A 25,302-nucleotide genomic window follows, 5' to 3' on the forward strand; every position below is an offset into this window, starting at 1 on the left:
GTAGTCCAGTGAGTCCACGTCAGGTGCCGCCGCGTTCCTGATGGCCAACATACCGATCCTGTCGTTCGCTGACCGTCTGACTCGCCGGATGCGCCTGGCGCACCTCGCTGGTGCAGGGTCTGCCGCTTCTACGCGGTGGCCTGCCGAGAGGAGGCCGGACGATGGCGACGAGGGAAGAGGCCCGCCAGAAGCGGGAAGCGAGGCTCGATGAGCTCCACGAGACGCTGACCGGCGCGGTCGAGCAGCTCATCACGGGCGAGGACTGGGCCGACGCGCTGAGGTTCGCCGCCCGGTTCCGGTCACGGTCGTTCAACAACACGCTTCTCATCTGGAAACAGCACGAGGCGAACTATGCGGCCGGGAAAGTGGCCTCGCCGTTCCCGACCTATGTGGCCGGCGCCGGGCAGTGGCAGAAGATGGGTCGGCACATCCTCAAAGGCCAGAAGCACTACGGTATCCTCGCTCCGTTCAAGGCACGGTTCGCCACGGCGACACCGAAGGACCCTGACTCCTGGCGGCGCCTGGGCCGGTATGAGAAGCCCAAGCCCGGCGAGGCCGTCCGCACACGCATGGTCGGTGTGGTCCCCGCGCGGGTCTTCGATGTCGCCCAGACCGGCGGCGACCCGATACCCAAGGCACCGGAACCGACGCTGCTGCAAGGCGAAGCGCCCGAGGGGTTGTGGGAGGGACTGGCCGGGCAGGTGCAGGCCGCCGGGTATGAGCTGATGCGTGTGCCGCATGAGGGCATGATCGACGGCGCGAACGGACGGACCAACTTCACCGACCGATCGGTTGCGGTGCGGGAGAACATGGACGCCGCCTCCCAGGTCAAGACGCTGGCTCATGAGCTCGGGCATGTGCTGATGCACAGCCCCGACCAGGAGGAGGCTCGCCAGCATCGTGGGATCGCGGAGGTCGAAGCCGAGTCCGTCGCGCTCATGGTCGGCGCCGCTCATGGAATGGACACCAGCGACTACACGATCCCGTACGTGTCGGGGTGGGCGGCAACGGTCGATGGCACAGAGCCGGTCGAAGTCGTCAAGGCCACCGGGGAGCGGGTACGTCGGGTAGCGATCGACATCCTCGATGGTCTCGACACTGTTCGACTGCCCGACGGCACCCCACCCGGTCTGGCCAAGGACGGCCCAGCTCGCACCAGCGCGGGCCGCGAGCGGACACCCCAGCAGAGTGCAGGGCCCGATACGGCGAGACGCCCGGCCTCGACAGCCCGGCCGGAGCGGAGGCTGTGATGGCCAGCCGGCGAGGATTCATCTGGGCGGTGCAGCAGATCGATGCGACGACGCCGCTACCGGAGGCAGCCGTCATCTTCGCTCGCGCCGGGGTGCCGGTGTTCCCGTGCGCACCGGGCGGCAAGCAGCCCGTCACCGGGCAGGGGTTCAAGAACGCGACCACGGATCTGGCCCAGGTGCAGGCCTGGTGGCACCGTTTCCCGGCCGCGAACATCGGGATGCCCACGGGTGCCGCCTCGGGGGCGGTGGTCGTGGACGTTGATGTCCATGGCCCTGTCAACGGCTACGACGCGCTCAACCGCGCCGACCGGGCCGGACTGGTGTCGGGGTGGGGGCTGGCCGCACGTTCTGCCTCGGGCGGCCTGCATCTGTACTTCCCGGCCACCGAGGGCGTGGAGCAGCGCTCGTGGCAGGCGGGGCGGGCAGCGATCGACTTTCGCGGTGATGGCGGCTACATCATCGTCCCGCCCTCGCGACGTGCCGTCGGTGGCACCGAGGCGGTCTATCGGGTCGAGAGGATCAATCCCGGCCGGGTCTCGACGGTGGATGCCCAAGCCCTGCGTGACTTCCTCGATCCGAAGCCACCGCCGCGGCCCCGTCCCGCAGGGCTTGCGGCCAATCCGAGCGAGGCAGCGGGACGGCTGGCCGGCTGGGCTGCTCGGGTACCCGAGGGGCAACGCAACTCAGGTGTGTTCTGGGCCGCGTGCAAGATGGCCGAGAACGGCGTGGACCCCTCTGTTGCGGCCGGCACGTTGACCGAGGCCACCGAGCAACCAGATTTCGATGCCCGCGAGATCGGCCGCATCGTCGTCAACGCCTACCACCGCGTCCACGCCACCACCCCGACGACTCGGACCGAGCAGTCGACAGGCCCACCGACCGTGGATCGTTGCCGTGTGGCGGCCTCGCGGGCTCCGACATCGCCACGGGGTCTGTGATGGCCGAGGGCGTGAAGGGCCGGCGATCCGCCGTGGCAGCCGCCGCGGTCGGCAACGTCGTCATCGCGACCGGCGCGTTCTGGTTGTCCTACACCGCATTGGCCGATCTGGCGCAGCGCTCGGGCATCGCGGCCGGCCAGGCGTGGCTGTGGCCCATGCTCGTCGATGGTCTGATCGTGGTGGCCACGGTCGCCGTCGTCGCCCTCGACGGGCACACGACGGCCTGGTACGCCTGGGCACTGCTGATCGCCGGAGCCCTGGTGTCGGTCGCAGCCAACGCCACGCACGCGATCCTCGCCGCCGACACGAGCGTGCCCGGTCTCCTCGCGGCGCTGGTCTCGGCCGTCCCACCCCTGGTCGAGGTCGCCACCACACACCTGCTGGTCGTGCTCATGCGCTTCTCCCGCGCCACCGGCCAACGAGAGCCCGGCACCGATGCCGAAGCTCTGAACCCAGCTCAGGACGCGCACGCCCTGATAACCCGACCACCGCGGGCCGAGCGCGAGTCGCCGCCGGAGCCGCCGACGAGGCCTGTTGACCCCGCACCGGCGGGCCTTGCTCTCGTGGTGGACGAGCCCTCGGCGCAGGGCGAGCCTGCGCCTCGTCGTCTCCGAGCGGCACGACTGCGGGAGAAGGGCTGGTCGAACAAACAGATCGCCGCCGAGCTCGCCGTCCACCCCAGCACCATCGGCCGCTGGTTCACCGCCGCCGACGCAGACCATCCGGAAACCGACGAGAACACCCAGGAGGACCCATCATGAACCCCGACACCCATCCCCAGCACCTGAGCCCACGGCATGCGCTTCGCCAGGGCCCGAGCACTCGTCATCGGGTCGATCCGAGTCCGAAGCAGCCGGACTCCTCGCCTGCTCCCGGCACACCCGAGGCGGTGCAGGCCGCCGACGTCGACCAGAACCGAACCGCCGCCGTGGGCGGGTCGCCACGGAACGCACGGCGCGGACTGGAGTGGGTCCGTCCCACCGATCTGATCGCTCGCGGCTCGGCCACAATGGCCGGACGCGGGATCGACTTCCAGACCGAGCTGGCCCGTAAGGCCCGCGCACCGATGATCCGGGGACTTCACCGGGTGGGCGAGCGAGCCAAGCAGCTGCCACCGATCCAGGCGTTCGGACGCGGCCACGCCCACCGGGCGGCCACGCGCGACGCGGTCGGAAGGTCGTAGGCGGTGACCGGCCATGCGAAGACTAACCATCCCCGAGCGCCCGCTGAGGGCCCTCGTGCGCACCTGCCTCCCAGGAGGTGCCGCGATCATGACCACACACACCACACGAACCGGCGAGCCGGAGGACTACACCACCAGCGAAGGGCTCCGTCGCCTGCTCATCCGGCTGCACGAGGGCGAGGCCGGCGCTTGGCAATCGGACCCTGTCGCTGCCGAGCTGATGGAGTACGCCGCCGAGAAGTACGCGGCCCTGGCCCACAAGCACGGGCTGGACAAGTGGGAGGCCGCATCGGCGGCGTTCGACGTGATGCGCAGCAAGGCCGCCCGCACCGCGTGCGATCCGTGGGGCGTGATCACGCACGCGGTGCGGATCACCTGCATCGCCGAGGAACGCGCCGCCGGGCTGCTGTGCTCGGTGCATCAGGCTCGCCGCCCGACGTTCTCGCGCTTCCACGACGCCGAACGCATCTCGGACCGGGAGAACCCGCTGACGGACTATCGTCCCGAGTTCCAGGTCACCGACCCCTATCCCACCGATCCGGTGACGCTGCACTACGGCGGCGAGGCCACGATTCGGGCGTACACCTCGGCGACCAGCGCCGTCGAAGACGCGATCGCGCTGTTCGCCATGTTGGGCTGGCCGCCGGACACGGCGCGTGCTGCCGTGGAGCACGTCAGCTCCGAGCTGGCACGAATCGGATCGCGCAAGAGCGCGTTCGAGGCGCTGCGCCGTGACAAGTACTCCCGTGCTCTTCTGGACTTGTCGGCGTGGTCCTGGCTGTCGGTGATCAAGACGCTGCTGGGACACCCGAACCCGGCCTATGCGGCCACCAGCCAGGGCAAGGGCCTTCTGCTGCGGCTGGTGATCGGCGAGAACCTGTCGATGCTGCTGCTCGATGACGACCTGGTGCTCACGATCAGCGTGGCCGCACCGAGTCTGAGGTGGCGCGATGGGCTCGCGTGACGGACACATCGAGCTCGACTGGGCCGTCGACGCGATTGTCGTGGGCACCCGGCATCGCACCGACCTGGGCGACATCGACGCGCTGGCCTCCTCGATCGACCGGCACGGGCTGCTCCAGCCCCTGACGTTGACCTCCCAGGGCGTGCTGGTCTGCGGCTACCGCCGGCTCACGGCGATCAAGAAGCTCAACTGGCGCACGACCGGGGTATGGATTCGCTCGGGCGTCTCGGACCGCCTCGGGCACCTGCTGGCCGAGCAGGACGACAACAACCATCACAAGGCGCTGACCCAGACCGAGGCCGCCGCGCTGTACCGCGAGACCAAGACGCTGATGGCCGAGGACGCTGCCCGGCGGAAGAAGGCCACACAGTTCAGCAGCGACAACCAGCCCGGAAACGGCGGTCCTGCCAATTTGGCAGGACCGTCACCGGCTGACGCCGCGGAGGCTCCAGCCGGGGCGATGGGCACCGCCCGCGAACAGGCCGCCCGGCTGATCACCGGCCGCGCCTCCTACACGACACTGGAGCGCACCGGATTCCTCCAGCAGCTCCTCGAAGACCCGGCCACAGCCGAGCATGTCCGGGCCGAGGCCGCGACCGGGCTCGAACAGATCGAGGCCGGCGCACCCGTCCACCCGATCTACGAGCGCCTGCGCTCCCTGGCCGGTCAGGCCACCGAGCGCCGCCAGGACGACCTGGACGAGATGGCGAAGCAGGCCCTGGCCCGCGTGCGAGCCGCCGAAGCGACCAAGCGGCCCCGTAGCGGGCAGCCCAGCCGGCCCCGGCAGAGCGTGCCGGGCCGCTGGCCGGTGCGGGCCTTCCTGACGACGTTCGAGGAACTGACCGACTGGTGGACCCACTACGACCCAGCCACCTTGGCCGCAGAGCTCACCGACGAGCAGGCCGAGATGTTCCTGGGCGTGGCCACTGGCACCGCCGACTTCGCCGAGCAACTGCGTGCCGCACGAGAGGCACTCGGCGACGAGCAGGCCCGCACCGCACGCGGGCACCTGCACGCCATCTGAGCCCGGCCGGCCCAGGGAGCCACGCACGTACCTGGGCGTCATGAACACCACTGACGACTCCCACGCCCGCCGCCGGCTGGTCGCCTGGATCATCGCCGGGATCGCCCTGCTCGTGCTGATCGCCGTCGGCGTCTACGGCCTGCTCATCGGCCCACCCGACACCGACACCCCGCCGGCACCGGCACCGTCGGAGCGAACGGTGGGCCCGCCGCCGAGCGAGAAGCTCACGCCACGACTGCCGGTCATCATCGCCACCGACGACCCCGAAGGCTTCGCCCGGTCGGTGGCCGAAGCCCTGTTCACCTGGGATACCGGCGATGGCCTGATGCCAGCGGACTACAGCTCAGTGATCGTCGAGGTCGGCGACCCGACCGGGTACGAGCAGGCCGGGCTGGCCTCCGACATCTCGACCTACCTGCCCTCGCGGGAAGCGTGGATCGAGCTGCGCAAGCACTCCACCAGCCAGTACCTGAGCATCGAGACCGCCGCCGTCCCCGAAGCCTGGGCCGAGGCCGTCGATCAAGCCCAGCCCGGCCAGCTCCCCGAGGGCGCCACCGCGATCACGATCGAGGGAACCCGGCACCGAGAAGGCATCTGGCAGGACGATCCGGTCTCATCCGAGCACTCGGTGGCGTTCACCATCTTCCTCGCCTGCCCCGAGGACGCCGACTCCTGTCATCTGCTGCGCCTGTCCGAACTCGACAACCCCCTGCGCTGAGAGCACGAGAGGCCCTGCTGTGACCAAGAAGCTCGCCCTGGTTGTCATCGCCGTGCTGCTGCTCGGCCCGATGTTCGCACTCGTCGGCGTCGGGCTGCTGATGAACCCCGCCGCCACTGCCGACTGCACCGTGCCCGGCGGCTCGGTCGAGGTCGGCGAGGTGCCCGACGAGCTCGACGTGGAGACCCGCTCCGGTGAGCGCTTCACCCTGAACCACGACCAGCTCACGCACGCCGCCACGATCATCGAGACCGGCTCGGGGATCGAGGGCGTGGGCCGGCCTGGCATCAAGGTCGCCCTCATGGCGGCCCTGACCGAATCCACCCTGCGCCAGCTTGCCAACACCTCGGCCTACCCCGAAAGCGCGGACTACCCGAACGACGGGGACGGCAGCGACAACGACAGCCTCGGACTGTTCCAGATGCGCCCGCAATCGGGGTGGGGATCGGTCGAAGACCTCATGGACCCCACCTATCAGGCGTCCGCGTTCTACGGCGGACCCGACGGGCCCAACCATGGGTCACCGCGCGGCTTGGTGGACATTCCCGGCTGGGAGCAGATGGACCCCGCCGAGGCGGCCCAGGCGGTCGAGGTCAGTGCCTACCCGGACCGCTACCGCGACTACGATCCGGTCGCCGAGACGATCCTCGACGCGCTCTCGGCCAGCGGCGGCCCCACCGTCGAGCCTGCTGGTCGCGCCGTGACTGCGGCGGCCCCTGCGGAGCGTGGCTCCTCGGGCGTGGTGTTCCCGCTGCCGGAGGACACCTGGGTGGCGACCTCGCCCTTTGGTCCGCGGACGCATCCGATCACCGGCGAGCAGACGATGCACACCGGCAGCGACTTCGCCGCCCCGGACGGAACCCCGATCTTGGCCGCCGCCGATGGCAGCGTGACCGTCGCCGAGTACAGCGACGCGAGCGGCGGGATCGTCGTCATCGAGCACACCATCGATGGCTCCACCGTCGCGACCGCCTACATCCACTCCTGGGCCGATGGCATCCACGTCACCGTCGGCGATCAGGTCAGCGCGGGCCAGCACATCGCCGATGTCGGCAGCTCGGGCATGAGCACGGGACCCCATCTGCATTTCGAGGTCCGCGAGGGCGGCGCCGACGGGGACCATGTCGATCCTGCCGCCTGGCTGAACTCGCATGATGCCGCGGGCCTGCCCGAGGCCGAGACCGGCGCACCGGACGGGGATGAGGGCTGCGTCACCGAGGACGGGGCCACACCGGGCGGCGAGCCCGACCCCATCGAGGGCGACCCGAGCCGGATGGTCGATGACCCCACCAGCGACGGGCAGATCACCGCCCGGCTGCTCCACCTCCACGACCAGACGCTCGGTCGGTACCCCCAGACCTCCTGGGCGTGCTGGTCGCCGCGGCCCGGACAGTCCTCGGAGCATCCGCTCGGCCGCGCGTGCGACATCGCTTTCGGCAATGCCATCGGCCAGTACCCGACGCCCTCGCAACTGGAGGCCGGCTGGGAGGTCACGAACTGGATGAAGGACAACGCCGAGGCCTTGGGCGTGGAGTACCTGATCTGGCAAGGACAGATCTGGAGTCTCAGCCGCGACGATGAGGGGTGGCGTGACTACGGCGGCGGTGGCATGCACGACCCGGACAATGTTACCGGCGGTCACTTCGACCACCTGCACGTCACTGTCGCCGAATAATCTCCGAAGTTGCATCTGATGCACGAATCATGCGTCGGAGGCCGGTGCCGTCGCGCCGCTGTTTCGGCTGGTGCGGCGGCGTTGCCCCACCCTGTCGTGCCCGATCCGGGCGGCGTGCCCCCTGAGCATACTGCGCCTGCGAGGGGCCGTGGGGGTGATGACGGGCGGCCGGCGCACCTGAGGGGCATGGATGCTGTCTACTGCTGGTGCCGGACCACGCCCTGCGGGGGTGGATGAGCGATGGATGTCTTTCCCGATTTCGAGGGCTTGGGTGGCATCGGCGACCTCCAAGAGGTCGTCGGTGCGGCGTTGATGATCGCGCTGATCGTCGCGGTGCTGATGCTGATCGTCTCGGGCATCATCTGGGCGATCGCCACTGCGACCGGCAACTACCAGGCGGCCGCGAAGGCACGCGCCGGAACCCTCGTTGCCCTCGGCGGCGCGATCCTGGCCGGTGCCGCGGTGACCTGGCTGAACTGGCTCATCGACCTCGGCGGCACCCTCTAGACCCAGCACCGTTGCGCACCCGTGACGCCCGCCCCGGACCGGGGCGGGCGTTGTCATGTCCTTGTGCCGAGGGCAGCCGCGCTCACCTCGCAGCAGAACCGACCCATTTCTCGACCAAGGGAGTTCTGCCGTGATTGACATCGACCCCAATAGCGAAGGCCTGCCGGGCATCGAGGCGCTGCGCACGATCGTGGGCGCGACTATGACCATCGGTCTCATCCTCAGCGTCCTCGCCCTGATCGTCTCGGCGATTATCTGGGCTTACGGCTCCAATTCCAGCAATCCGCATCTGAGCGGGAGGGGAAAGATCGGCGTTCTGGTCTCCTGCGGCGCGGCGATCGTGTGTGGCGCGTCGGTCACGCTGATCAATTTCTTCTGGAACGTCGGCCAGGGCGTCTGAGCTCACCCATCATCTTTGGAGGTCCGTGATGGGTGTGTGCGATGTTCCCGTCATCTCAACCGTCTGCGATACCGCGGGCGAAGCCGCTGCCAGCCTCATCTCGGCACCGTTCGACTGGCTCGCCCAGGCGATGGGCGAAGCGGCGGCGTGGCTGTTCGAGTCGGTCTGGACGGTGTTCGACACCACGACTCTGGTCGACGTCCAGCGCCCGGAGTACGTCGAGGTCTACAACCTCGTGTTCGGGATCGCCGCCTTTTTGATGCTGCTGTTCTTCTGCTTCCAGCTCATCACCGCCATGATCCGCCGAGAACCTGGTGGCCTGTCCCGCGCGGCCCTTGGGCTGGCGAAATCGGTGCTCGGGTCGTTCGTGGTGATCACGGTGACCGCGTTGGCCCTGGAGATTGTCGACCAGCTCTGTGTCGGGATCATCCAGGCCGCCGGAGAGACCACCGAGTCCCTGGGCGACAAGATCGCCGCGCTCGTCGTCGGCCTGACCGCGCTGAACATGGGCGCTCCGGGAGTCGCCGCGATCCTGACCATCTTCCTGGCCGGCCTGGCGATCGCGGCGGCCGCGATCGTGTGGCTGAGCCTGTTGGTGCGCAAAGCCTTGCTGCTGGTGACGATCGCCTTGGCCCCGTTGGCGTTCTCCGGCGCGTCCTGGGATGCCAGTCGCGGATGGATCAGCAAGTGGGCGATGTTCGTCATCGCCCTGGTGCTGTCCAAGCTCGTGTTGGTCGTGATCCTGTTGGTTGCGGTCACCCAGGTTGCCGCCCCTATCGACGGTGATCTGGCCTCGGTGAGCGATCCGCTGGCTGGGATCGTGCTGATGGCGATCGCCGGGTTCGCGCCCTACATGACCTATAAGTTCCTCTCCTTCATGGGCTTCGACCTGTATCACGCGATGGGCGCCGAGCAGGAGGCCAAGCAGGCACTCAACCGGCCCGTCCCGACGCCCGGCAAGCCCGGCGGCGATCAGCCCAAGAAGGTCCTCGACGGCGGCAAGGACGGCGGCGGCCCCGGCGACGGCGGAGGCGGTGGTGGTGGGGGTGGTGGTGGGCCCAAGCAGAGCCCGACCCCGGCGAAACCACCCGCGGGTACTCCCACCGGATCGAGCACCGCGACCGCCGGCACCAGCGGAGGCGCCACGGGTGGCACCGCGGCAGCAGCGGGCCCCGCCGCGGCGGTGGTCATCGGCGCGGAGGTCGCCAAGAAGGCCGCCACCGCGGGACCGAAGGCCGGCCAGGCCGTGGCCGGGCAGGCCGAGAGCGCCTCCGATGGCGCCGACCAGAACGGCCAGAACAACCAGGGCGGCCAGCCCCCGGCCTCCCAGCCGCCGTCCTCGCAGCCTCCAGCGCCCCAGCCGCCGCTGCCGACCAATCCGACTCCGCCGGCTGGCGGCGGATCGGCTCAGACGCCCTCGGGGAAGGAGTAGGCCATGTCCGCGAGTGATGACAGCTCGACGCCGGGCACCGAGCTGGTCCCGGTGAAGTTCTCCCGGTTGACGCGCAGGGGTGTCCTGCTGGGCCTGTCGGTCTCCCAGCTCGTCGCCCTGGGCATCGGCGGAGCCTCGCTGGTGTGGGCGTTCTACGCCGGTGGTGGCCTGCTGATCGCGATGACCGCGCCGATCTGGCTGGTCGCCGCGGCCATCACCTGGGTGCCCGTGGCCGGCCGGCCCCTGGTGGAGTGGCTGCCCGTCGTCATCTGGTGGGCCTGGCGCACGACCATCGGGCAGCTGGCCTACCGTCGCCGGATCGTCGTGCCGCGCCCGGAGGGCACGCTCGCCCTGCCCGGTGACATGGCCCGACTGCGCGAGTACGTCGACCCCGAGACCGGGGCGGGCATGATCCATGACCCGCACCAGTCCACGTTGACCGCGATCGTCGAGGTCACCCATCCAGCGTTCGTGCTCCTCGACCCGGCCGAGCAACAGCGCCGGGTCACCAGCTGGGGGCGGGCGCTGGCCACGGTCTGCCGCTCCGGACGGGTGGCGACGGTGCAGGTGCTGGAGCGCACCCTGCCCGACGCCGGGCAGGGGCTGGCCGAATGGTGGTCCGAACACGGCACCGATGACGGGTCCTGGCCGGCGAGGACCTACGCCGAGCTCATCGACCGGGCCGGACCCGCCGGTGAGCGGCACGCCTCGACGATCAGCCTGAGCCTGGACATGAAGGCCGCCGCCCGCCAGATACGCACCGCCGGCGGCGGTATCCGCGGGGCCGCTGCCGTGCTGCGCCAAGAGATGACCACCGTGACCGCGGCACTGCGGGCGGCGGACCTGAACCCCGGCGACTGGCTCGGCACCGGGCAGATCGCCGTCGTCCTGCGCTCGGCCTACGATCCGGCGATCGCAGCGACCCTGGAACGCCACGGCGAGCTCGGCCACGACCTGGCCACGGCCGGGCCGGTCGCGGTCACCGAGACCTGGACGCGGCTGCGGACCGACTCGGCCCACCACGCCGTGCTGTGGATCAGCGAATGGCCACGCTCGCAGGTGTATCCGGGCACGTTCCTGGCGCCGCTGCTGCTGACGACGGGCATCCAACGCTCGTTCTCGCTGATCTGCACGCCGATGCGCACCGACCAGGCCGTCCGCGACATCCGCAAGAAGAAGGTCGAATACGTCTCCGACGCCTCCCAGCGAGCCCGGATCGGACAGATCGAGGACGCCGGGCAAACCGCCGAATACCAGGACGTGCTGCGCCAGGAAAGCGACCTGACCGCAGGACACGGCGTGCTGCGCTACACGGGCCTGGTCTCGGTCTCCGCCGAGACCGTCGACGAGCTCGAAGCCGCCGTCTCCGCGATCGAGCAGGCCGCGATCCAGTCCTCCTGCGAGACCCGCCGCCTGGTCGGTCAGCAGGCCGTGGCGTTCACCGCCGCCGCGCTGCCGCTGTGCCGGCGCGTATGACACCCCACTCGTTCGTGGTCGCGGCACCGGGCCGTGACCGTCCCCACCACCGATCCCAGAAAGGGCCCATCATGCCGACGTTCTATGATCCCGCCGCCGACTCCACCGAGGCCGCCGAGGCCCTACGGGGGCTGGCGCACGCCTCCCGCCACTTCGACTACCCCCGCGACCTGCACCCGGTGATCGGCGACCTGCTGGCCAGCACACGCTCACTGCGCCAGACCCTCGACCAGCTCGCCGCCGCGCACATCGACCACCGCTCCCGCGCCCACGACGACGCCGGTGATCACCTCACCGGCGCTCACGACGCGCTGGCCGCCGCCGATGAGCTGCACCAGGCCGGCACCCTGCTCGACGACGTCACCGAGCGACTGGACGCCGGCTCCCAGGCCACCAGCCGCATCGCCTGGCACGATCCCCTCGGCCACGAAGCAGCCCAGACGCTGCCGCCGGTGCGCGAAGATCCCACCCACCAGGGGCCTGCTCACCGGTGGGTCAGCGTCGCGTTCCTCCAGGGCGAGGACGCCGACACGGTGCTCGACGTGATCGACCGCGACGGTGTCGAGGCAGGTCTGGACCACATGACCGGCTTCGACTACGGCACCGAGACCACCGACGCCGCGTTGGAGAACGGGCACGTCTACGACGATCCGCCCAGCGGGATGCTCGATCGTGAGGCCGACCGCGGCGACTACCGGATGGTCTACAACCCGCAGGCCGGGCACGTCGCCCTCTACCGCCAGCACACCATCGACCCGGCCGACCAGCTCCCGCCCGAACCGGGGCTCGGGACCCGCGAGCTGCTGAGCAGGCCAGCAGGTTCTGCTGGCGGCCCGGCAGTCGGGCAGGCTGGACTGGGCCGTGGGGCGGCTGCCTCGGCGTTCGCCCGTGAGAGCACGCACAAGACCACGACCGATCGCGGAGCCAGTGGACGGGACGGCTCATGGTTCGCCCATCGCGGTGTCGCCGCGGTCAAGCGCGATCGAGGGCTGGGACTGTGAACCGCGAGGAGCGTCTGCACACCGCGGTCCTGGTCGCCCCGGCCAGCGAGCGACGCAAGACCCGCAAGCAGCGCCGGGCCGCCGCGGCCCGGATCGCCGCCGAGCAACGAGAAGCCGACCGCGAGACTGCCCGGCAGGAGGCCCGCCAGCAGCGGGCCGAGCAGAAGGCCACCATCACCTTGCCCACGGCCGGGCAGCCCGGCCCGGCGGACCTGCGCACGCCGGGTCGGTTCCGGTTGCCGCGCCACCAGGACACCAGCGCCACCCTCGCGGCGAGCTATCCCTTCCTCGCCGAAGGCGGTCTGGGGCCACAGGGAGTGTTCGTGGGCCAAGACCTCTACAGCGGAGGATCATTCGTGTTCGACCCGTGGGTGCTCTACGCCCGCGGGATCATCACCGCCCCCAACGTCATCGTCGCCGGCATCGTCGGATCGGGAAAGTCCTCCTTGGCCAAGAGCTTGTATACGCGCAGTCTGCCGTTCGGGCGCCGCGTCTACATCCCGTGTGACCCCAAAGGGGAGCACACGCGAGTCGCCCGCGCGGTTGGCGGCAAGGCCATCGAGCTCGGCCACGGGATGCCCAGCCGGCTCAATCCGCTCGACGAGGGCTACCGGGCATCGACCATCTCCGATGAGGAATGGGCCGTGCAGGTCGCCTCACGCCGCCGTGACTTGATCGGGGCGCTGGCCGCGACCGTGCTGGAGCGGGCGCTGACGCCGCTGGAACACACCTGCGTCGACACCGCCCTGGCCGCGGCGGTGCGCGAGAACTCCACGCCGATCCTGCCGCAGGTGGTCGATCGCATCCTCGCCCCGTCCGACGACCCGGACGGGCGGCTGGCCGAGGACGGCCGCATGGTCGGCCACGGGCTGCGCAGACTCGTCGGCGGCGACCTCTCCGGGTTATTCGACGGGCCGAGCACCGAGACCTTCGACCCCACGTTGCCGATGATCAGTCTCGACCTGAGCCGGGTCACCGAGAACAGCACCTTGATCAGCGTGCTGATGACCTGCACGAGCGCGTGGATGGAAGCGGCCTTGCAGGACCCGGCCGGCGGGCAGCGGTGGGTCATCTACGACGAGGCCTGGCGTCTGATGAGCCATCCCGCCCTGCTCAAACGCATGGACTCCCATTGGAGGCTCGCCCGCCATTACGGCCTGGCCAACATGTTGATCTTCCACAAGCTCTCCGACTTGGAGACCGTTGGCGATGCAGGCTCAGCGGCCCGAGCCCTGGCGACCAGCCTGCTCGCCAACGCCGAGTGCCGCATCATCTACCGCCAGGAATCCGACCAGCTCGGCAGCACCGCCAAGACGTTGGGGCTGACGGGCACTGAGCGTCAACTGCTGCCCACGCTCTCGGTCGGGCAGGGGCTGTGGCGGATCAAGGAAAGAGCCTTCCTTTCTCAGCACCAACTCCATCCTGCCGAGCTTGAGCTGTTCGATACGAGCTCTCGGGCAGCAGCACGCGACTGACCCACGAGCCGTGATGGCAGGCTGGGCGCACCTTCGGCTCATGACGAGCAGCCATGAGAACCGCCGCCACCATCGGCGCCAGACCACCAGCCCGAAACCTCACCGCCAGGACCGTGAGGACGCGCCGCCGGTGCGTCTGCCGCACGTCGTGGTCACCGTCGACGAACCTGGCACGCTGAGGGTCACTGTCGATGGCATCGACCTCCCGGCACCCGAGGACGAGCAGTCGTGGACCCGTGCCCGGTTCGCCGACATGCTCGATCTGGTCACCGACGACCGCCGTGTCGCCGTGCGCGTCGAGGTCCACGAGAGCGACGGCAGCACCTTCACCGACCTCATCCACGCCATCCGCCGTCCGGCACCCGACCCCCTCGTCGAACTGGCGACTGAGGCGCCGGCACCAGGCGAGACACCGATGGAACCGGCCACGCCCGAAGGACCGGTGGAGGTCACGGCCGACGGTTTCACCGCCGGAGAAGAGATCACCGTCGCCCTGGCCATCGCCACCACCGCCGCTACTGCCGATGGTCGCGCCCGTGCCCAGGTCGACCCGTCCCAGACCGGTGCCGGCGAGGTCCTGCTGGTCGGGCGGGTCTCGGGCACCATCGCGGCAAGAGGCCTGTCATGAGCACCTCGCAAGGACGTCAGACCGGCGGATTCGGTGACGAGCTGACCAACGCGCTGATGATCGGACTGGTCGGGGTATTCGCCCTCGCGCTGATCTTGCGGGCGGCCGGGTCGGTGACGGCGTTCGTGACCGGTGCCGCGCAACCGGCGGCCGGGCCAGCAGCCGGAGCGCTGGTGCTGTTCGCCCCGAACGATCCCGGCCGAGTCCTGGAGGCCGAGGGGTTGAACCCGGTCGTGTACTGGATCGTCACGGTCGTTCTCCTGGCGGCGCTGACCGCCGCGATCGCCTGGGTGTGGACGCGGATGCGCCGCCACACCCGCAAGACCGAGACCGATCCGCGCCGCCTGGCCGGTGTCGCGACCCGGCACGAGGTCGCCCAGGCCGCCTCGGAGACGGCACTGATGCGCCGCGGCGGCAACCTGCGCCCGTCGCTGGAACACCCGAAGCCCGCCGACATCGGCTACCGGCTGGGCCGCTCACGCGGCCAGCAGGTCTGGGCCAGCGTCGAGGACTCGATGCTGTTGCTCGGCCCTCCTCGCAGCGGCAAGGGCCTGCATGTGGTCATCCCGTTCATCGTGGACGCACCGGGCGCGGTCGTGACCACCAGCACTCGCCCGGACAACCTGACCGCGACCCTGCGGGCTCGCGAACGGGTCGGCCCCGTCGCGGTCTTCGATCCGCAGCACCTGGCAGAGGGCGTGCCGGCGGGTATGCGCTGGTCACCGATCCGAGGATGCCAGTCGCCCCTGACGGCGATGATCCGCGCCACCGGCCTGGCCTCGGCGACGGGCCTGAGCGCTGGAGGTGTGGAGTCCGGAGGATTCTGGGAAGGCAAGACCCGTGCCGCGCTTCAAGCGCTCTTACACGCTGCCGCGCTCGACTCTCGTCCGCCTTCTGAGCTGTTCCGCTGGACACTGGACCCCACCGCCGCCAGCGACGCGGTGGCGATCCTGACCAACAGTCCGGACGCGGCCGCCGGGTGGGCCGAGTCGCTGGAGTCGATGATCGACGCCGACCCGCGCACCCGCGACTCGATCTGGCAGGGCGTGAGCCTGTCGCTGGCCGCACTGGCCGACCCTCGCGTCCTCGATGCCGTCTCACCGGACCAGGGTGAGGACTTCGACCCCGAAACGTTCATCCGCGACCGCGGCACCCTCTACCTGCTCGCGACCGGCGCCGGAGCAGGCGCATCGGCGGCGCTGGTGGCCGCGCTGGTGGAGGACCTGATCGAGACCGCCCGCCAGATGGCCGCCCGTTCACCGGGCGCGAGGCTCGACCCGCCCATGCTGCTCGCGCTGGATGAGATCGCCAATCTCAGTCCACTGCCGTCATTGCCGGTGCTCATGGCTGAGGGAGGCGGCACCGGGATCACCACCCTGCCGGTCTTGCAATCGTTGGCGCAGGCCCGCGACAAGTGGAACGAGAACCAGGCGAACGCGCTGTGGGATGCCGCGATCGTCAAGCTCATCCTCGGTGGCGCCTCCAACAGCAAGGATCTCCAAGACCTCAGCAGTCTCATCGGGGAGCGCGACGAGTACACCGACAGCGTCACCCTCGGAGACCACGGCACCCGCTCGAACCAGCGCTCGGTGCGCCGAATCGCTGTCCTGCCCCCGGACCGGATCAGGACGCTGCCGTTTGGCACCGCCGTGACCCTGCTGCGGTCGGCACCACCGATCATCACCGATCTGGCCGCCTGGCCCGATCGGCCCGACGGCGATCGGCTACGGGCCGACCGGACCGAGGTCGAGGCGCTGCTGCGCCGGCGCGATACGCCGTGATGCCGCGCCCGCGCACCTGACTGCACCAGCGGCCATCACCGGGGTGGTCGCGCGAGCAGGAGCACGTCGATGAGCACCGAAACCCCGACCGGCTTAGAGGTCAAGGACAGCATGTACGCCTTCGTGGCCTCCAAGCCGCGCCTGACCTACACCGAGAACGGCGACCCGCGCCTGTACTTCAAGGCCGGGCAGCGCCACCGCCACTACGACCCGGACAACGGGTGGACGAACTCGCCGACGACGTTCCACGACGTCGTGGCCTACAAGGGCGCTGCCAAGTTCGGGATCGAGAACCTGCGCGAGAAGGACCGCTTCATGGCCCAGGGCACCGTCGCGCCCTACGTCAACAAGCGGACCGGAGAAGCCGAGGAACAGTTCGAGGCCAGCCGCTTCCTCATCGCCAGGGCAACACCGAACACCACCACGGGCCGGGCCCCGGCCAGGAACCTCGGCCACGACGCCCAAGCCCAGGACGCCACCGGCCGCGCGGCCGCCGGCCCCAAACGCGCCGAACCGGCCCAGCCGGCCAGACGAGGTCTGCCGCAGTTCGACAACAGCGGCCCGCGACAGCAGCAGGCCAGCGGCCACTCGATGGGCCTGTAAGAGACGAGGAGGAGACCACCATGGACGAGTTCACGCCCGGCGAGCAGGCCCCCGACCCCGATGGCGAGGAGGCGCCCGCGTTTGATGAGGCCGATATGCACGCCGTGCCGCGACCGATCAACTGGAACCTGCTGAGCTCCGATGATCTGGAAGCCGAACTGCTCGCACTGAACGAGTGGGTCACCTGGCTACGGCGGACCTACGGGTTGCCCGCCTCGATCATCCCGCCGTACTGGCACCGCCACGAGGAGCTGATCTGGGAGCTCAGCGGGTTGCATCTGCACTGGCTGGGCGCCTACGACCCCGAGCAGGACGCATCAGCGCCGCTGGGCTGGCATCGAGACTTCGCCGATGCCCGCCAGCGGCTGCGCGAGTGGGTCTCCACCAGCGGCACCCGCCTGGATCGCGACCGGCCGACCCGGCAGACGACCTGGCCCGGCGAGGAGCCAGCCGCCCCGGTCGAGGACACCATCATCACCGACCGCGACGCGGACTTCGTGCAGTACGTCCTCGACGAGGTCGCGACCCGGCGTGAAGCCGAGGAAGCGTTCTTCGCCGGCATCGATCTGGACACTGGAGAACTGCGATGACCAGCAACACCAACAACCTGCCACCGCAGCGGATGCGCGACTACCGCATCGAGGCCGAGCTGCGAGACAGCCCCGATCTGCACAAGCTCGCCCAGGTCTTCATCGGCATGGCCCAGGCCCGCGCCGCCAACGAGCACCGCGCCCACACCGCACCGCAGAACCCGCCCGCTGTCGACGACGCTGATCACGACGTAGAATCGTAGACGTACCAAGCCAGTGGTCGCCCGCAACGGCGACCGTGGTGCGTTGTCTTATCTACTAGCCCTTCGTGGCCTACCCAGCCCGCCCCTCGCGGACGGCACGGGTCGTGTTCCTTTCCTACCTCGCACCGCACGAGCAGCCGCCCGTGCTGTCTCGTGTTGGCCCCACCTCTGTTGGGGAAGGAACGCGACCCATGACAACCACCAACGCGCCCGCTTCGCTGCACCGCAGCGCCACCCAGACCCGCACGGCCGGCTGCACCGAGCTCGATCAGGCACCCGAGCCCTCATCAGGATCGGCGTTCGGGCTGGACCAGATCGGGGAGACCACCACGCTGGCGGTCTCCTACCTGCGCGTCTCGACCAAGGAGCAGGCATCCAAGGGCGGCCGGGACGAAGGCTTCTCGATCCCCGCCCAGCGCGAGGCGAACCTGCGCAAAGCCCAGGGCCTGAACGCGATCATCATCGAGGAGTTCGTCGACGCGGGCGAGTCCGCCCGCAAGGCCGACCGTCCCGCGCTGATGGAGCTGATCGAGTACGTCAAGACCCACCCGGTCGCCTACTGCATCGTCCACAAGGTCGACCGGCTGGCTCGCAACCGCGCTGACGACGTGGCCATCCACCTCGCTCTCAAAGAGGCCGGGGTGTTGTTGGTCTCGGCCACGGAGAACATCGACGAGACCCCCTCCGGGATGCTCCTGCACGGCATCATGTCCACGATCGCGGAGTTCTACTCCCGCAACCTCGCCAACGAGGTCTCTAAGGGCATGACGCAGAAAGCCATCACGGGCGGCACCAACGGCAAGGCCCCGATGGGCTACCTCAACGTCACCCGCCGTGACGAGCTCGGCCGCGAGCTGCGCACCATTGAGGTCGACCCGCACCGCGGCCCGCTCATCCGCTGGGCATTCGAGGCCTACGCCACCGGCAACTACTCCACCGCCACCCTGCGCGAAGAACTCATCGACCGCGGGCTGACCACGGTGGCAACGCCGAAACGCCCCGCACGGCCACCGGCGCTGTCCTCGATCCAGCGGATGCTGTCCAGCCCGTACTACAAGGGCAACGTGCTGTTCAAAGGCGCCACCTACGACGGCCTGCACGAGCCCCTCGTCGCCCCGGAAATCTGGTATCGAGTCCAGACCGTGCTCGCCGCGCACCAGGTCTCCGGGGAGAAGACCCAGGCCCACGACCACTACTTGAAAGGGTCGGTGTTCTGCGGCATCTGCGGGTCCCGGCTGATCCTGACCAACGCCAAGAGCCGCCGCGGGGTGATCTACCCGTACTTCATCTGCTCGGGCCGGCACAAGAAGCGCACCAACTGCAACCGCAAGGCCATGTTCGTGCCCGATGTCGAGGCCGCCGTGGAGGACTACTACCGCACCGTGCAGATCCCCGCACACATCATCGGGCCTCTGCGCGAACTGATCCATGCCGAGTTCGACCGGCTCCACGCCACGGCCAAGACCGAGCGCAAGGCCCAGATCGCCGAACGCGACCGGCTCTACGACGAACGCCACAAACTGCTCCAGGCCCACTACGCCGGAGCCGTACCCCTTGACCTCTTGAAGTCCGAGCAGGACCGCATCGGCCGTCAGGTCGCGTTCCTCGACTCACGGATCGAGGCCAGCGAGGTCGAGTACGACCAAGCACGAGCCCACCTCGATGACTGCCTGGCGCTAGCCGGTGACGCGCACACGATCTACATGAGCCTGGACGACTCGCTGCGCCGGATCGCGAACCAGGCCTTCTTCAACCGGCTCGTCGTCACCGACGGCGACGTCGTTGAAGGGGAACCCGGAGTGCCGTTCAACATCTTCTTCGACCCCGGCGTACAAGCAACCGCCCTCGCCCGACAGGGCGAGGGCGGAAACGAGGCGGGTAAAACCGGAAACGTCGGTGGTTTGAACAACGACGCTCTGGTGGGCCCCGTGGGGATCGAACCCACGACCCGCGGATTAAAAGTCCGATGCTCTGCCGACTGAGCTAGAGGCCCGTGCCCGCCGAGCGGGCCCGTCCATCCTAGCCGGGAGAGAGCACAGCGGCCCCGCACCGAGCCGGTGCGGGGCCGCTGCTGTCGCGGGAACAGGCGCGTCAGGCGTTCTTGGCCTTGCTGCGGCCGACGAAGTACAGAATCAGCCCGATCACGAGCAGCACGAAGCCGAGCGTGCCGCCGAGGATGCCGAGAATGATCCCGCCGGCGGCGGCGAAGGCGCTGCCGATCGCGACAGGGGGCGCCACCATGATCTGCGCGTCGCTGGGCGTGCAGCTGATGGTGTACTCCTGCGTGGAACTGGAGGCGAAGCTCTGGAACGACACCCAGTTCTGCCCGTTCCACCCCACCGTGCTGCTCTGGCCGGTGCCGACCGTCGGCGAGAGTCCGTCGGCCCCCACCACCTCGCACGTCGGGACGCTCTGGCCCTCGAGAGCGTAGAGCTGGATGACGTTGCCGCTCTCCACCGTGACCGATGAGGTGCCGGAGAAGTACGTCGCCTCATCCACATCGCTGATAACCTTCCCGAAACCGACCACCGACAGGATGATCCCGCCGATCACGCTGAGCGCGAGGATGATCGCACCGAGGATCGAGAGGATCTTGCCCCACTTCCGCAGTCCCTTGCCGGCCTCGGGGTTCGACGGCGGGCTGTAGCTCCCGGGCGCGTGACTGCCCGAGCTCGGGAACGCGGAGGCGGCGGGTTCGAAACGGGGGGTCTCGTGGGAGGCGGGGGGCTGGGACGGGGTGCTCATGGGGTCTCCTTCGGCGGGGATGATGCCTGCAACGCTATCCCAGCGCCTGCGCCCGCTCAGCGCGCGTTCCTACACTGGCCTGCATGGCCGCGCACCCCGATCCCGTCGCGCGCACCCCGCGAGCGCCGGTGCTGACGCTGGCCGCGCCGATGGAGCACGAGCTGATCGAGCGGAAGTCCCGCTTCCTCGCTGCCCTGCACCCGGTCCGAAGCGTTGCGGAGGCCGACGCCGCCCTGCGCGCGATCCGCTCCGCCCACCCCGGTGCCCGCCACCACTGCACGGCGCTCGTGCTCGCCGAGCACATCCCCGGTGCGGGCGACCCTGCGGGCAGCGCCGTCACCCCTGCCCTGCACCGCTCGAGCGATGACGGGGAGCCGTCGGGAACAGCCGGGATGCCGATGCTGCAGTCGCTGCTGCGAGCGGATCTCGTCGACGTGGTCGCGGTCGTCACCCGGTACTTCGGGGGCGTGAAGCTCGGGGCGGGCGGCCTGCTGCGCGCCTACACCGCCGCGGTGGAGGAGGCGATCGCCGCCGCCGGCAGCGCCGGCCTGCTGCGCGAGCGCGTGGAGCTCGAGGAGTGGCAGATCGAGGTGCCCCTCGCCGAGTCCGGGATCGCGGAGAACGCGGTGCGGCGCTTCGCGGAGTCAGCCGGGCCCGACGGACGCGCAGAGGTGCTCCCCACCTCCTACTCGAGCACGTCCGCCCAGCTCGCCGTGCTGCTGTCTCCCCAGCTCGCAGCCCCTTTCGCGGCCGACGTCGCCGCCTGGTCGCAGGGGCGCGCGATGCCCGTCCAAGGCCCCTCCCGCTCTCGCGATCTGCCCGTTATCAGGTGAATTCTCGGTGACGAGGGATTCCTGGGTTGGGCGGGAGCCCGGCGGGGGCGCATGATTCCACCGTGACCGCTGAAATGATCATCCTGATCCTGCTGGTCGTGACCGCCGTCGGCTTCGACTTCACCAACGGCTTCCACGACACCGGCAACGCCATGGCGACTTCCATCGCCACCGGGGCCCTCAAGCCCAAGACCGCTGTCGCGCTGTCCGCGATCCTCAACCTCATCGGCGGATTCCTGTCGGTCGAGGTCGCGCTGACGGTGACGACATCGGTGCTCAACATCCAGGACCACGACTCGGGCGCGCTGCTGCCCGGCCTCGACGCCCAGACGGCGATGTTCATCATCTTCGCGGGGCTCGTCGGCGGCATCCTGTGGAACCTCCTCACCTGGCTGTTCGGCATCCCCTCGAGCTCCTCCCACGCCCTGTTCGGCGGACTGGTCGGAGCGGGCCTCGCCGCGCTCGGCACCTCCGGGATCAACTGGAACGGCCTCACCGGGAAGGTCATCATCCCGGCCCTGCTCTCCCCGTTCATCGCCGGCGCGATCGCGGCCGTGGGCGTGTGGCTCGTGTTCCGCGTGACGCGCGGGGTGAACGAGAAGCACCGCGAGAGCGGGTTCCGGGCCGGTCAGATCGCGACCGCCTCGCTCGTCTCCCTCGCCCACGGCACGGGCGATGCGCAGAAGACGATGGGCGTGATCGCGCTCGGCCTCATCGCCCACGGCACCCTCACCTCGCAGAGCATCGAGGAGAACGGCCTGCCGGTCTGGATCATCGTGGTCTGCGCAGGCGCGATCGGACTGGGCACCTACATGGGCGGCTGGCGCGTGATCCGTACCCTCGGCAAGGGCCTCGTGGAGCTCGACGCTCCCCAGGGCATGGCAGCCGAGGCCTCCTCGGCCGCCATCATCCTCACCTCCAGCCACCTCGGGATGGCCCTGTCCACCACGCATGTCGCGACCGGATCGATCATCGGCTCCGGCGTCGGGCGGCCCGGCGCGAAGGTCCGTTGGAACGTCGCCGGGCGCCTCGTCGTCGGCTGGGTGCTGACCCTGCCCGCCGCGGCGATCGTCGGCGCTCTGACGTACCTGCTGGGCGCCGGGATCGGCGGCATCGGCGGAGCCGTCGCCGTGTTCATCGTCCTCCTGGCCCTGGCCGGTTTCATCTACTACCGCTCGCAGCTGCAGAAGGTGCATGCGGGCAACGTCAACGAGGAGTGGGAGGGCGCCGACGCCGAGCTCACCCCCGCGAGCGATTCCCCCTCCCAGACCCGCCTCGAGAACGGAGCGAGCCGATGAGCATCGACCTGGCAGAGATCGCACTGAACACCGTCAAGGTCCTGGTGGTCGGGCTGCTGCTCGGCGCCGGGCTCCCCCTGCTCTTCTCGCTGGGGATCCGCCTGCAGGACATCGGCCACGGGGGCACCGGCCCCGACGGCGTCGCGCGCGCCCCGCAGCCCGCGGCGAAGGCCGGAGCCTGGGTGATCTTCGCGGCGGTGGGGCTCGTGGTCCTCTACGGGCTCCTGTTCATCACCAAGAAGTCGATCGCCCACTACCTGGGCATCGAGCTCCCGATCTGAGGCGGCCATGAGCAACCCGATCTCGGCAGTGCTGGGCTGGCTCCGCGCCGGCTACCCCGACGGCGTCCCGCCGAAGGACTTCTTCCCCCTGCTCGCGCTGCTCGAGAGCACGCTCAGCGAGGAGGAGCTGCGCAGCGTCACCGCGACGCTGATCCGCGAGAACCCCGAGGGCGAGATCCGCGAGGAGGACGTCTGGGAGGCGATCGCCCGCCGGACCGACTCCCCCGTCTCGTCGGCCGACGTCCGCGATGTCGCCTCCCGGCTCGCCGCCGCCGGCTGGCCCCTCAGCACCCTGCCCGACGCCGACGCTCCTCCGCACAGCGCCTCCGACGCCGGGGATGCCCCCGCGGAGAGCAGTGCGTTGGACGCCGACGGGGACGGAAGCGGAGAGGGCGAGGAGACGGACTCCCGCCGCATCCTCCAGCGGATCGTCGACTGGCTCGCCGTCGGCTACCCGCAGGGAGTGCCCCCGACCGACCGCGTGCCCCTGGTGGCGCTCCTGGGCCGGGCTCTCAGCGAGCAGGAGGCCGAGGAGATCGCCGCGATGCTCGTGCACCAGGCGCAGCGCGAGGGCGAGAGCATCGCACCGGCTGATGCAGGAGCCCTGATCACGCAGTTCATCGACCAGGATCCCTCCAAGGAGGACCTCGAGCGGGTCTCCGCCCGCCTCGCCGCGAAGGGCTGGCCCCTGCAGCGGTGATCGCGCCCCGACAATCCCCGGCATGACGAACGCGCCGCCTCCCCGAGGGGAGACGGCGCGTTCGCGCTGGTGCGGGGCGGATGCGCCCCGCGGCGTGGACTCAGACGCGCGAGTTGCGGGTCACGAGGCCGTAGATCGCCATGACGACGATGGCGCCGATGACGGACAGCACGATGGTGCCGAGGCTCCACGGGTTGTTGATGATGCCGTTGACGCCGGAGCCGCCGAAGAGGCCGCCGATGAAACCGCCGACGATCGCGCCGACGATGCCGAGGATGATCGTCATGCCCCAGGTCATAGCCTGGTTGCCCGGCATGATGGCGCGGGCGATGAGGCCGACGAGGGCGCCGATGATGATCCAGGAGATGATTGCCCAGAGAAGGCCCATGATGTGCTCCTTGTTGCTATCAGGTGGTGCGGACAGCGCGGATGCGCCATACCTCCATTTAACACTCAATCATCACAGCATCTGCACAAGGGCGCGCCGAACGTGGCCCATCCCACCAGATGGGCACGACTTGAAACCTCGCATGCCTGGTGCATCCCGACACTCGGGATGCCGCCGGGCATGCGCCGGGCAGGGCCCAGGAGCCCTCGAGGCTCAGAAATCCCAGTCGTCGTCCTGGGTGTCGACGGCCTTGCCCATGACGTAGCTCGAGCCGGAGCCCGAGAAGAAGTCATGGTTCTCATCCGCGTTCGGGGAGAGCGAGGCGAGGATCGCGGGGTTCACCTCGGTCTGGTCCTGCGGGAACAGGGGCTCGTAGCCCAGGTTCATAAGGGCCTTGTTCGCGTTGTACCGCAGGAACATCTTGACGTCCTCGGTCCAGCCGACCGGGTCGTAGAGGTCCTCGGTGTACTCCTCCTCGTTGTCGTACAGGTCGAGCAGGAGGGACATCGTGTAGTCCTTCATCTCGGCCTGGCGCTCGGGGGAGGCCTTCTCCATGGCCTTCTGGAACTTGTACCCGATGTAGTAGCCGTGCACGGCCTCGTCGCGGATGATCAGGCGGATCACGTCGGCGGTGTTGGTCAGCTCGCCGTGGCTGGACCAGTACATCGGCAGGTAGAAGCCCGAGTAGAAGAGGAAGGACTCCAGCAGCGTGGAGGCGACCTTGCGCTTCTCGGGGTCATCGCCCTGGTAGTAGCCCATGACGATCTGGGCCTTCTTCTGCAGCGCCTCGTTGTGCTCGCTCCAGCGGAACGCCTCGTCGATCTGCTTCGTGGTCGACAGCGTCGAGAAGATCTGCGAGTAGGACTTCGCGTGCACCGACTCCATGAAGGCGATGTTCGTGTAGACCGCCTCCTCGTGGGGGGTGATCGAATCCGGGATCAGGGAGACGGCGCCGACGGTCCCCTGCACGGTGTCCAGGAGCGTCAGGCCCGTGAACACGCGCATGGTGAGGGTCTGCTCGAGCTCGCTGAGGCGCCCCCAGGAGGGGATGTCGTTGGAGAGCGGCACCTTCTCGGGGAGCCAGAAGTTCCCGGTCAGGCGGTCCCAGACCTCGAGGTCCTTGGGGTCGGGGATCCGGTTCCAGTTGATGGCCTGGACCGATGTCTTCAGGTGCTCGGAGTTCACCGCTGCCTCGCGCTTTCACTGGGG

Annotated in this window: 26 protein-coding genes, 1 tRNA gene and 1 pseudogene; 24 read left to right on the forward strand and 4 right to left on the reverse strand. The window is 69.4% G+C overall.

The features are described 5' to 3' along the window. The first annotated feature begins 161 nt into the window (after positions 1-161). From Bequi_RS02550 to Bequi_RS02645, 20 genes and pseudogenes are all read left to right on the forward strand, one after another. Positions 162-1,250: an ImmA/IrrE family metallo-endopeptidase gene (locus tag Bequi_RS02550; RefSeq protein WP_075866902.1), complete on the forward strand. Its 1,089-nt coding sequence runs from the start codon at positions 162-164 to the stop codon at positions 1,248-1,250. Positions 1,251-1,279: 29 nt separating this feature from the next. Then, positions 1,280-2,188, forward strand: a complete 909-nt coding sequence (locus Bequi_RS02555) for a bifunctional DNA primase/polymerase (RefSeq protein WP_240730250.1) — start codon at positions 1,280-1,282, stop codon at positions 2,186-2,188. Continuing rightward, positions 2,188-2,949, forward strand: coding sequence for a DUF2637 domain-containing protein (locus tag Bequi_RS02560; RefSeq protein WP_084451518.1), 762 nt, complete (start codon positions 2,188-2,190; stop codon positions 2,947-2,949). The genes Bequi_RS02555 and Bequi_RS02560 overlap by 1 nt, the downstream gene beginning before the upstream one ends. Then, entirely contained in the window at positions 2,946-3,371 is a 426-nt protein-coding gene (locus tag Bequi_RS02565) for a hypothetical protein (protein WP_075866904.1), read from the forward strand. Before Bequi_RS02560 ends, Bequi_RS02565 begins: the two co-directional genes overlap by 4 nt. 88 nt (positions 3,372-3,459) lie before the next feature. Then, the gene (locus Bequi_RS02570; RefSeq protein WP_084451516.1) at positions 3,460-4,335 is read left to right on the forward strand and encodes a hypothetical protein; all 876 of its coding nucleotides are present in this window, start codon (positions 3,460-3,462) and stop codon (positions 4,333-4,335) included. After that, positions 4,322-5,359: a ParB N-terminal domain-containing protein gene (locus Bequi_RS02575; protein ID WP_084451514.1), complete on the forward strand. Its 1,038-nt coding sequence runs from the start codon at positions 4,322-4,324 to the stop codon at positions 5,357-5,359. Before Bequi_RS02570 ends, Bequi_RS02575 begins: the two co-directional genes overlap by 14 nt. 40 nt (positions 5,360-5,399) lie before the next feature. Next, positions 5,400-6,077: a hypothetical protein gene (locus Bequi_RS02580; protein ID WP_084451512.1), complete on the forward strand. Its 678-nt coding sequence runs from the start codon at positions 5,400-5,402 to the stop codon at positions 6,075-6,077. A gap of 19 nt (positions 6,078-6,096) precedes the next feature. After that, positions 6,097-7,752 (forward strand): M23 family metallopeptidase, encoded by a 1,656-nt coding sequence (locus Bequi_RS02585; RefSeq protein ID WP_084451511.1) that lies wholly within the window; start codon positions 6,097-6,099, stop codon positions 7,750-7,752. 240 nt (positions 7,753-7,992) lie between these two features. Continuing rightward, positions 7,993-8,259 (forward strand): DUF6112 family protein, encoded by a 267-nt coding sequence (locus Bequi_RS02590; RefSeq protein WP_075866908.1) that lies wholly within the window; start codon positions 7,993-7,995, stop codon positions 8,257-8,259. Positions 8,260-8,389: 130 nt separating this feature from the next. Further along, positions 8,390-8,659: a DUF6112 family protein gene (locus tag Bequi_RS02595; protein WP_075866909.1), complete on the forward strand. Its 270-nt coding sequence runs from the start codon at positions 8,390-8,392 to the stop codon at positions 8,657-8,659. A gap of 28 nt (positions 8,660-8,687) precedes the next feature. Next, entirely contained in the window at positions 8,688-10,091 is a 1,404-nt protein-coding gene (locus tag Bequi_RS02600) for a conjugal transfer protein TrbL (protein WP_084451510.1), read from the forward strand. A 3-nt stretch (positions 10,092-10,094) separates the two neighbouring features. Then, positions 10,095-11,567: an SCO6880 family protein gene (locus Bequi_RS02605; RefSeq protein ID WP_075866910.1), complete on the forward strand. Its 1,473-nt coding sequence runs from the start codon at positions 10,095-10,097 to the stop codon at positions 11,565-11,567. A 71-nt stretch (positions 11,568-11,638) separates the two neighbouring features. Then, positions 11,639-12,568 carry a hypothetical protein gene (locus Bequi_RS02610; protein ID WP_084451509.1) on the forward strand — a complete coding sequence of 310 codons (930 nt, stop codon included), beginning with the start codon at positions 11,639-11,641 and terminating at the stop codon, positions 12,566-12,568. Beyond that, entirely contained in the window at positions 12,565-14,043 is a 1,479-nt protein-coding gene (locus tag Bequi_RS02615; RefSeq protein ID WP_249736403.1) for an ATP-binding protein, read from the forward strand. The genes Bequi_RS02610 and Bequi_RS02615 overlap by 4 nt, the downstream gene beginning before the upstream one ends. 40 nt (positions 14,044-14,083) lie before the next feature. Further along, entirely contained in the window at positions 14,084-14,671 is a 588-nt protein-coding gene (locus Bequi_RS02620) for a hypothetical protein (RefSeq protein ID WP_234993849.1), read from the forward strand. Continuing rightward, on the forward strand, positions 14,668-16,452 hold the full coding sequence (locus Bequi_RS02625) for a type IV secretory system conjugative DNA transfer family protein (RefSeq protein WP_075866913.1): 1,785 nt from the start codon (positions 14,668-14,670) through the stop codon (positions 16,450-16,452). The genes Bequi_RS02620 and Bequi_RS02625 overlap by 4 nt, the downstream gene beginning before the upstream one ends. Before the next feature lie 69 nt (positions 16,453-16,521). Continuing rightward, positions 16,522-17,055: a single-stranded DNA-binding protein gene (locus Bequi_RS02630; RefSeq protein WP_083669151.1), complete on the forward strand. Its 534-nt coding sequence runs from the start codon at positions 16,522-16,524 to the stop codon at positions 17,053-17,055. Between the two features lie 20 nt (positions 17,056-17,075). Continuing rightward, a complete protein-coding gene (locus Bequi_RS02635) occupies positions 17,076-17,645 on the forward strand; it encodes a hypothetical protein (RefSeq protein ID WP_075866915.1) in 570 nt (189 codons plus the stop codon). Then, positions 17,642-17,848, forward strand: coding sequence for a hypothetical protein (locus Bequi_RS02640; RefSeq protein ID WP_075866916.1), 207 nt, complete (start codon positions 17,642-17,644; stop codon positions 17,846-17,848). Before Bequi_RS02635 ends, Bequi_RS02640 begins: the two co-directional genes overlap by 4 nt. 191 nt (positions 17,849-18,039) lie before the next feature. Beyond that, positions 18,040-19,167 (forward strand): annotated as a pseudogene (locus Bequi_RS02645) (recombinase family protein); the annotation flags it as partial. A gap of 598 nt (positions 19,168-19,765) precedes the next feature. Here Bequi_RS02645 and Bequi_RS02650 read toward each other — a convergent pair. Both Bequi_RS02650 and Bequi_RS02655 read right to left on the reverse strand, forming a co-directional pair. Then, a tRNA-Lys gene (locus Bequi_RS02650) sits at positions 19,766-19,841 on the reverse strand. A 98-nt stretch (positions 19,842-19,939) separates the two neighbouring features. Beyond that, the gene (locus Bequi_RS02655; protein WP_249736404.1) at positions 19,940-20,593 is read right to left on the reverse strand and encodes a hypothetical protein; all 654 of its coding nucleotides are present in this window, start codon (positions 20,591-20,593) and stop codon (positions 19,940-19,942) included. A gap of 83 nt (positions 20,594-20,676) precedes the next feature. Here Bequi_RS02655 and Bequi_RS02660 point away from each other — a divergent pair, with 83 nt between their 5' ends. From Bequi_RS02660 to Bequi_RS02675, 4 genes are all read left to right on the forward strand, one after another. After that, entirely contained in the window at positions 20,677-21,426 is a 750-nt protein-coding gene (locus tag Bequi_RS02660; protein ID WP_249736405.1) for an IMPACT family protein, read from the forward strand. Positions 21,427-21,488: 62 nt separating this feature from the next. Next, complete coding sequence (locus tag Bequi_RS02665) at positions 21,489-22,724, forward strand: inorganic phosphate transporter (protein ID WP_249736406.1); 1,236 nt, start codon at positions 21,489-21,491, stop codon at positions 22,722-22,724. Continuing rightward, positions 22,721-23,005, forward strand: a complete 285-nt coding sequence (locus Bequi_RS02670) for a hypothetical protein (protein WP_249736407.1) — start codon at positions 22,721-22,723, stop codon at positions 23,003-23,005. The genes Bequi_RS02665 and Bequi_RS02670 overlap by 4 nt, the downstream gene beginning before the upstream one ends. A gap of 7 nt (positions 23,006-23,012) precedes the next feature. After that, positions 23,013-23,705, forward strand: coding sequence for a DUF3349 domain-containing protein (locus Bequi_RS02675; protein ID WP_249736408.1), 693 nt, complete (start codon positions 23,013-23,015; stop codon positions 23,703-23,705). A 100-nt stretch (positions 23,706-23,805) separates the two neighbouring features. Here Bequi_RS02675 and Bequi_RS02680 read toward each other — a convergent pair whose 3' ends face one another. Both Bequi_RS02680 and nrdF read right to left on the reverse strand, forming a co-directional pair. After that, a complete protein-coding gene (locus Bequi_RS02680) occupies positions 23,806-24,093 on the reverse strand; it encodes a GlsB/YeaQ/YmgE family stress response membrane protein (protein ID WP_249736409.1) in 288 nt (95 codons plus the stop codon). Positions 24,094-24,306: 213 nt separating this feature from the next. After that, positions 24,307-25,278, reverse strand: coding sequence for a class 1b ribonucleoside-diphosphate reductase subunit beta (nrdF, locus tag Bequi_RS02685; protein ID WP_249736410.1), 972 nt, complete (start codon positions 25,276-25,278; stop codon positions 24,307-24,309). Between the last annotated feature and the right edge of the window lie 24 nt (positions 25,279-25,302).

The sequence above is a fragment of the Brachybacterium equifaecis genome, from assembly GCF_023509525.1.
GTDB classification, from domain to species: Bacteria; Actinomycetota; Actinomycetes; order Actinomycetales; family Dermabacteraceae; genus Brachybacterium; species Brachybacterium equifaecis.